Annotated in this window: 11 protein-coding genes; 10 read left to right on the top strand and 1 reads right to left on the bottom strand. The window is 42.2% G+C overall.

The window, feature by feature from the left end; genetic code table 11:
* Positions 1-64: 64 nt before the first annotated feature.
* The 6 genes from D479_RS19165 to D479_RS19190 all read left to right on the top strand — a co-directional run bounded on the left by D479_RS19165 (position 65) and on the right by D479_RS19190 (position 3,536).
* Positions 65-367: a hypothetical protein gene (locus D479_RS19165; RefSeq protein ID WP_008640374.1), complete on the top strand. Its 303-nt coding sequence runs from the start codon at positions 65-67 to the stop codon at positions 365-367.
* 20 nt (positions 368-387) lie between these two features.
* The gene (locus D479_RS19170; RefSeq protein WP_008640375.1) at positions 388-1,305 is read left to right on the top strand and encodes an ATP-binding cassette domain-containing protein; all 918 of its coding nucleotides are present in this window, start codon (positions 388-390) and stop codon (positions 1,303-1,305) included.
* Positions 1,302-2,006, top strand: a complete 705-nt coding sequence (locus D479_RS19175) for an ABC transporter permease (protein WP_039871898.1) — start codon at positions 1,302-1,304, stop codon at positions 2,004-2,006. The genes D479_RS19170 and D479_RS19175 overlap by 4 nt, the downstream gene beginning before the upstream one ends.
* A 1-nt stretch (position 2,007) precedes the next feature.
* Positions 2,008-2,754, top strand: a complete 747-nt coding sequence (locus tag D479_RS19180) for an ABC transporter permease (RefSeq protein ID WP_008640378.1) — start codon at positions 2,008-2,010, stop codon at positions 2,752-2,754.
* Between the two features lie 13 nt (positions 2,755-2,767).
* Positions 2,768-2,989, top strand: coding sequence for a helix-turn-helix transcriptional regulator (locus D479_RS19185; protein ID WP_008640380.1), 222 nt, complete (start codon positions 2,768-2,770; stop codon positions 2,987-2,989).
* 241 nt (positions 2,990-3,230) lie between these two features.
* On the top strand, positions 3,231-3,536 hold the full coding sequence (locus D479_RS19190) for a hypothetical protein (RefSeq protein ID WP_008640382.1): 306 nt from the start codon (positions 3,231-3,233) through the stop codon (positions 3,534-3,536).
* Positions 3,537-3,618: 82 nt separating this feature from the next.
* On the opposite strand, the gene D479_RS19195 is transcribed toward D479_RS19190, so the two are convergent.
* Positions 3,619-3,978, bottom strand: coding sequence for a hypothetical protein (locus tag D479_RS19195; protein WP_008640383.1), 360 nt, complete (start codon positions 3,976-3,978; stop codon positions 3,619-3,621).
* Between the two features lie 280 nt (positions 3,979-4,258).
* On the opposite strand from D479_RS19195, the gene D479_RS19200 reads away from it, so the two are divergent.
* From D479_RS19200 to D479_RS19215, 4 genes are all read left to right on the top strand, one after another.
* Positions 4,259-5,488, top strand: coding sequence for an MFS transporter (locus tag D479_RS19200; RefSeq protein WP_008640385.1), 1,230 nt, complete (start codon positions 4,259-4,261; stop codon positions 5,486-5,488).
* Between the two features lie 271 nt (positions 5,489-5,759).
* Positions 5,760-6,128: a DUF1992 domain-containing protein gene (locus D479_RS19205; RefSeq protein WP_008640387.1), complete on the top strand. Its 369-nt coding sequence runs from the start codon at positions 5,760-5,762 to the stop codon at positions 6,126-6,128.
* A 101-nt stretch (positions 6,129-6,229) separates the two neighbouring features.
* Positions 6,230-7,462, top strand: a complete 1,233-nt coding sequence (locus tag D479_RS19210) for an MFS transporter (RefSeq protein WP_008640390.1) — start codon at positions 6,230-6,232, stop codon at positions 7,460-7,462.
* Between the two features lie 132 nt (positions 7,463-7,594).
* Complete coding sequence (locus D479_RS19215) at positions 7,595-7,942, top strand: hypothetical protein (protein ID WP_008640393.1); 348 nt, start codon at positions 7,595-7,597, stop codon at positions 7,940-7,942.
* Positions 7,943-8,004: the final 62 nt, after the last annotated feature.

The raw sequence follows: 8,004 nt of genomic DNA on the forward strand, positions 1-8,004 counted from the left end.
AAACTTTACTTTAAGTGAACTTTGTTTTACAATTAATTTGAAAATATTTCTAGGAGGTTAAGAGATGGATTTAGAACAGTTTGCCATGTATGGAAATGCTCTGGGTGGAGGCATCGTTATTCTTTGTTTAATCGTCATGACAGTTGTGATGAAACAAATGGGGCGGGATGAAAGATCTCTTTTGATCCAGCGCAAAGTGTATAGTTTTATGTTTTATGTGATTTCTGCCCTGTTACTAATTAGTATTATTTTCGGACTGGGGGACGCCACGTCTGGACTTGTGTATCAACGTTTAACGACGGTTATGTTTGCCATTAGTACAGCTCTCGGAACGATTTACCTTATCGTGCTAAAAATTCGTTATTAAGCTGGAAGAGGAGGATTACTATGTCCAATCCATATGTCCTTGAAACACAGGGATTAACGAGACGATACAAGCGTATCCCTGTCGTTGACCAAGTGGACTTACAGATTAAAGAAGGGGAAATCTATGGATTTCTTGGGCCGAATGGGGCTGGTAAAACTACAACGATTCGTATGTTGCTGGGATTGATTAATTCTTCTCAAGGAGACATTCATTTCTTTGGGAAGCCATTAAAAGGGAACCGGTTAGACATCCTTAAAAAGGTGGGGTCTTTAGTGGAATCACCTTCTTATTACCCTCACCTCACCGGATTTCAAAATCTGGAGATAATGAGACAGATGCTGGATGTACCGAAAACCCATGTGAAAGAAGTCTTAAAGATGGTGCGTTTAACGAAGGTGGCCGATAAAAAAGCTGGTCAATATTCTTTGGGAATGAAACAAAGATTAGCCATTGCGAGTGCTATGTTGGGTTTCCCTAAGTTTGTAATTTTAGATGAGCCGACCAACGGGTTAGATTTGGCCGGGATCCAAGAGATCAGGGAATTAATCGTAGACCTTCCAGCTAAATACGGAATGACCGTAATGATTTCCTCACATTTGTTATCCGAGATTGATCAAATTGCTACTCAAGTCGGAATTATCGCTAAAGGGAAATTGATTTTTCAAGATTCCATCGAACAACTGCGAGCAAAATCTGATGCAAAGATCTTGCTCGAAACCAATGATCCTGTACATACAAGGGAAATAGTGGAGAGCGAAGGTGTGAAGGTACGGAAGGAAGGCCATGGCGTGTTAATCAACCATATGCCTGACCCCCAAGTTGCTTCCTTAATCAGTCGATTAGTCCAAAAAGAAATCGATGTTTATCGAGTTGCAGAACAGAAGACCTCCCTAGAGGATATCTTCTTACAGATGACTAAGGGAGGAGAGACCTTATGATGGGGACTCTTCTGAAATCTGATCTCCTAAGGATTCGAAAATCGACATGGGTGGTCATGCTGCTTTTTCCCCTACTGGTTCTCGGCATGAAAGCCGGAGATTATATGTCTCGTTATGATTATTTGACCTCGCTCAGCAATGATAATTGGGGAGTCATGATTAAAAGCATCCACTTTTATTGGTCCCCTGCTTTCGTTTTGGGAATGACCTTGCTCGTTTCCTTGATTGCAGGCGCGGAGCATAAAACAGATATGTGGAAGAAGCTCTTTTCTTTACCCATATCTCCTCTTCAAGTGTATCAGTCAAAAGCTGTATTGATTTTAGGAATGATTCATATCTCGATCCTCATTCTCCTTGCAGGGTCTTATACTCTGGGAATTATTTTGGGGTTTCATCAACCCTTTCCGTTTCTGTATATGATGGAAATCGCTTTTGGAACGGTGTATGCTGCAGGACCGTTGCTATTTCTTCAGTTCCATTTGTCCATGAGATATAAGAATCAAGGAATCGCCCTCACTATCGGTATTGCAAGTATGGTCTTGGTATTGAATGGGTTTGATCTGCCTGATTGGTTACCCTGGAAATGGCCGTTACTCGTAGGGATCGATAACTTCTATGAAGTCATTATGAAAGGATTGCCCACGGCTATCCTGATTTATGTATTCTCTTTATTCATCCTGGTAAAAAGGGAGGTTGATTGAGGTGTTTTTCAAGCTTCTGCGAATGGAAGGAAAGAAGTTAAGAAATTCAAAGATTACTCTCATTATCTGGGCTGGTCCTTTACTAGCTGTTCTTGTGGCTTATTTTTCGATGTTCAACGTCAGCGGAAATGTCCCTCCATGGATTGCGCTTATGACGCAGATGATGGTACCGCATGCGGTTCTTTTTTTGCCCTTAGTCACCGGGGTATTCACTGCTTTATTGTGCAGCTATGAGCACTCCTATGGAGGATGGAAGATGATATTAACTCTTCCTGTGTCCAAATGGCAAGTGTTTCTGGCCAAGTATATGGTAAGCTCCCTATTAGTCGCTCTCGTTCAAGTGGCGTTCTTTATATGTACGGCCATTTTAGGGATGATCAAAGGCATTCAGGATCCTTTCCCCTTTATGGAAATATTGGCTACTATAACAGTGGGATGGCTGGCCAGTTTGCCCCTTGTTGCGTTCCAATTATGGATGGCTGTTTACTTTTCAAGCTTCGCCACACCTACCGTCATTAACGCTTTATTCGCTTTACCTACAATCCTTATTATTAATTCTGAAAAGATGGGGCCTTTATATCCTTGGTCTCAGCCCTTCTTGTCCATGACGCAGGTATTTTCCCAATCCATCGGAGGAAACGCTGGATTTCTCATCAGTGGTCAATCATTCTATCTAACCATTGCCTTAAGTTTTATTTTATTCTTAGGCCTTGGAATCACTTATTTTACTAAGAAACAATGGACGTAAAAGGAGATACATCATGAAAAAAGAGTTAAGAAACCGAATTCCTGAATTTCGCGCGCGTTATCGGATGACCCAGAAACAACTTGCTGAAAAAGTGGGGGCAAGTCGTCAAACCATCATTTCTATCGAGAAAGCTAGATATACCCCCTCTTTGATATTAGCAATGGAGATTGCGGAAGCCTTAAAAACTTCCGTAGATGAGTTGTTTATTTATGGGGAGGACTCGGAAGATCTATGAAGCAGGGGAAAATATGGATTTTTAGATCCTAGCTGTGTCGGGGAAACGAATTGGGTGAGAATTGTGGAATAATTTGGATAAAAAGTGGTATAGTTAAAATACTTACGGGTTTAAGGGAGTTTTTGGTGCCTTCCCAGCATTAAGTTTGTATTACGCAGCAGAGGTGAATTTCCTTAGTTGATGCGGCTTGAACGGGCCGGGAAGGATGTTCTTGTATCCGTTATTTTTTAGGAGGGATTGTATGGATGTAGTCATGTGGTTATTGCTTGCAGCAGTCTTAATCCCAGCAAACATATACGCAGTCAAATGGCACAGGAGCGGGAGAGTTCCTCTCTGGGCTTCGGGTCTTTTCACAGCCGTTTTGGGCATTGGACTCGGCTTTGCTGCTGGTTTGGTCCTGGTGGGTATCGGGGATTCCGGCCAAGGCGGGGGCTTCATGGCAGCTTTTATAGGTCTTGTTGCCGTAGGGAATGGTTTGCTCCTTTTTCTCATGGGGCTTGTATTGGTGATCGGGAAGCAATTCAATAAGAAGGATACGCCGGTATAAAGGAAGAATAACGGTTCGTAGATAAAAGAGGAGGAACTCCATGAAATTGGAAGTTCCTCTTCTTTGGTTGATCGTATGAACTCTATGCAACAACGAAGGAGGTGCGGTTTTGGTCAAACGCGTAGCTGCCATCGATCAGCTGCTGTCCGCTTCCATTGTATTCGCCGTTAAACAGCATGGCGGTATCGAGGGGCACATCCTGCCAATGGTCCCCGCCGTCGTATGATATGAGCGGCTGCTCCTTTTCCAAAGAATAGGTGACGTCGCCTTCCGTATATCGTGACCCGTAGGATACCGTTTCTGATGCCCCGGCATCTTCCGCGGCCTCCGTTTTTGGTTCTGCTACAGGTGCTTGCGGGACGGTCGTCGTCTCTATGAAAAAGGGACCGGCAAGGAGACCGATCATCATAAACCCCGACATGACGATAAAAAGCTTCTTCATGTTTATCCTTCCTTCTCCTTCTTTCAGGTAAAATCTAACAATTTTTCATTCTACTGCATCCGAATACGATTGGCAATCCGTTCCTTTCCATTATGTTACAATGGAGAAAGATTGTTAGATTAACCTATACGGTTTCCTTTTTCCTGCCCCCACTTGCTGCGCAGTCCATTTCTTAGAACGAACAACGCTCGGGAAGATACCACAGGGGAGGCTGGTCCAATGTAAATAACCCTTTTTTAAATCATGGCATTCGAAAATGATGAAAAAGGGGTAGGAAAAAATGAAATCCGTTTCTTTCCGGTCCTTATGGATCGGGCAGGCTTTTGCTAATCTTGGAGATGTTTTCTATATCGTCGGTATGATATCGATGATGTACTCGGTGTCACAGTCCGCTTTCTTCCTGGCGCTTTTGCCGTTCATTAATACGGTGGGGCGCTTCACGAGCGGGTATTTGTCCCCGCTTTTGTTCGATAAATACCGGTTGAAAAGTCTGCTTTGCTTTTCGCAGATCAGTAAGACTGTCGTGTTCTTCGGGCTGGCGTTATGGCTCACATGGACGGATGGTGTGTTCAGTTTCGTCCTTTTCGGCGTGTTCCTGCTCGCTTTTCTCGACGGCTGGGCGGATCCGGCAAGCAGAGCGATGCTGCCGAGACTTGTCGGGAAGGAGGAAATCGTCCGGGCGAACAGCCTCTTTTCCGTCGTCAGTCAAGTCATACAACTGGGAGGCTGGGCGCTCGGCGGGGTTCTCGTCGCGTGGCTGGGAGGTCGTTCCGTCCTATGGGTCACGTTCCTTCTGTTTGTGGTTGCTTCAGGACTGATGCTCCTGATCCGTGATCGTACGAATGTGGCTGTCGGTACAGGGGAAGCCCCGGCTGCGTCGGTGTTGAAGCGAGGGTGGCAGGCGATTTGGCAGACGCCGGTTTTCCGGTCGATTCACATCGTTCTTTTCCTTGAATCGATGGCCAATGTCGTATGGATTGCCGCGATCATCTATGTGTTCGTCTCTGAAGTCCTTGATAAATCGGAAGCATGGTGGGGGTATATCAATACGACCTTCTTTATCGGCCTGCTGCTCGGCGGCCTGCTAACTGCGGTGTATGCAAGGCTGATGGAACGGCATCTGTTTCGAATGCTGCTCTGGTCGGCCATCGCTGTCAGCATCTTCACCGTCGTCTTCGGTTTGAACCGTGCTGCCATCATGGCGCTCGTCCTGTCTGTTCTCTTCGGCATCTGCGAACAGATCAAATCGATCGCGATGGAGACCTATCTTCAGAAGAAAGCCGAACCGGAAGATCTCCCGAACATTTACGGTGCGCAGGGAGCGCTGACTTCACTGACGTTCGGTATTGCCTCTTTAACCATGGGAGCCTTGGCGGAGGCGTTCGGTGTACAGAGCGTCTTTTTGCTGGCAGGAGGACTGCTGGCAGCGTCGGCCGGGTATCTCTTTTTCGTGAGAGGGCGATTTCTGGTAACTCTTAAATCGGAGCATCAAGAGGAAAAAACGGTGTAAGGATGAATTAGAGCGGTAGCCCGGGTTGTGGGAGCCGCTCTTCTTTTATAGGCTCTGTTAAAGTGTGTGGTTGATATGCATTATTTAAATAAGTGTTCTGTAATAGGGGTATTTGTTCCTCGAAGTGGATGTTTATCTCGGAACTGAGTCTTTCGGTAAAGGGCAGGTTAGTTGAAGACTCAGTTTCGAGATAACTGGAATAAAACACTTCAATTCTGGATGCAAAAATTTACCAATTTGTGTTAATATCCCACTAAGGAGGTTGCTTATAATGAAAAATAAAGATCGAGATAGTTTTAGAGAAAATTTATATTATAAAGACCATATATCTCAAATTGTGCATAACGCTGAAGAAAACGGAGATTTTGAGGATCTCCCTGGTAAAGGTAAGCCCTTAGATTTAAATAGGAACTCCGTTAATAGTTATGAAGGTCAGCTTAATAAAACACTTAAAGACAATAATGTCATACCGGAATGGATTCAGTTAGGGAACGAAATAGATTCTTTGAAGGAAAAACTAAAATCTTGTGATCCAAGAGAGGAAAAAAAGATTAGGAAGCTAATAAACAAAAAAATAAAGAGTTACAATTGGAAGTGTCCGCCATCACTACAAAAGAGTTTATTATATTGGAAGGGTTGAGGAATCCCCCTTATTGTTTCCAAATAGAGTGTGAGTGTCTAAATTAAGTTGAAATATTATGGTTTAATGTAAGCGATTTTATCTTGAATTGAGGTGTTAAATTGAATAAGCAAATATGGATACATAAGTGGAAACAACCCTTCTTACTTCTTACAGGGATAGGTATTTCTAGGTTAGGGGACTTCATTTATCTTGTGGCAATTAATCTGTTAGTTTTGAAAATGACTGGATCAGCTACAGCTGTTGCTGGACTTTGGGCTATCAGTCCTCTTGCAGTAATTCTTACCCAGTTTTGGTCGGGGAGCATCGTCGATAGAATTAATAAACGACGCTTAATGATTGGTATGGATATAGTGCGTGCAGGAGCAGTTGGGCTCATTCCACTCCTGCCTAACGTTTGGTCAATATATTTCATGTTATTCCTGATCGGTATGGCAAAAGCATTATTCAATCCTACTTCGATGACTTTTACAACCCAGCTTGTCCCAAAGCATCAGCGAAAAAGGTTCAATTCAATTAATAGTTTGATTACTTCAGGGGCATTCATTGTGGGTCCTTCGATTGCAGGTATATTAATCATGATAGGTTCTGTGGACTTTGCAATTTACATAAATGCAATTTCTTTTTTGGTTTCTGCTGTTTTTCTATACCTGCTACCTAATGTGGACAGTGAAGTTGAGTTGAATAAGGAAAAGCTCTCAATAAAACAAATGCAAGAAGATTGGAAGGAAGTCATTGATTATAGCAAACGGGAATCGTTTATCATTTCGGTTTATGTATTGTATCTTATAACCACTGTTTGCACGTTAGCCATGGATTCTCAGGAAGTCGTATTTACCCAGCAAGTAGTAGGTGTCTCAGAGTTTCAATTCAGTCTATTAGTCACTATTACTGGTGTTGGTTTTGTTTCTGGATCACTATTGATAGCTGTTGTTTCTAAGTACATCTCTACAAAGAACTTGATAGGGATAGGGTTTCTTTTGGTTTCTGTAGGTTATGGAATATACGCATTTTCACATTCATTCATGATGTTGATAATAGGATTTATTATTCTGGGATTCTTCAATTCATTTTCAAGTACTGGAATCATTACTTTTTACCAGAATAATATCCCTGTTGAACGTATGGGGAGGATTACGAGCGTTTTAGGAGTGCTCCAAAGTATAGCCCAAATTTCTTTCATTTTATTAATCGGTTTACTTGGGGAGTGGTCTTTGCGTTATACGATTGTAGGAATGGCAGGCATTTTATTTATTACTTCCTTAGCCATTATTTTATTGGTGTATAAGCGATCCAAAGAAAAGTATTTTTTGGAAGATGTTTCAGGAATTTGATTCTTCAATCCATATACTCACTGTTTTCGCTTGTGTTTAGTTTTCTTGATTCCATTGTTAGAAATCTTGAATTCGAGTCTTACGTAAACGGGGGCAATAGGTGAAGAATGAAGTTAGGTAGGGGGGCTGTATTTGAACATAGATACTGATTCATTGGTTACTTTCCTTATTACGTGGGGAATACCAACTTTTATGGTTGTTAGAACTTATTTAAAAATGGATTCAGATGATAGGAACTCTGCAAAGAAGGATTTTAAATCGGCACATTTTGTTTTCACAATCGGGTCACTTGTAATAGGTTATTTTTTCGCTTCTATTGGAAATCTACTGACACTAAATATCATAAAGTTACCTGGGATTTTCTTAATGATCATAGCAGGTATTACAATTACGGTGGATATGTGGAGAAAAAATAAAGCTAAAAGTATGTTAACACCAATACTTATTGCAGTTGCAATCTTCTTCTTGATTAAACCGTAGTGACACAGTATTCATTTTTGTGCTAACGGAAGCGTTCGTTGAAATTTTGCTTAATATATCTT

The organism is Halobacillus sp. BAB-2008 (genome assembly GCF_000328325.1).
GTDB lineage: Bacteria > Bacillota > Bacilli > Bacillales > Halobacillaceae > Halobacillus.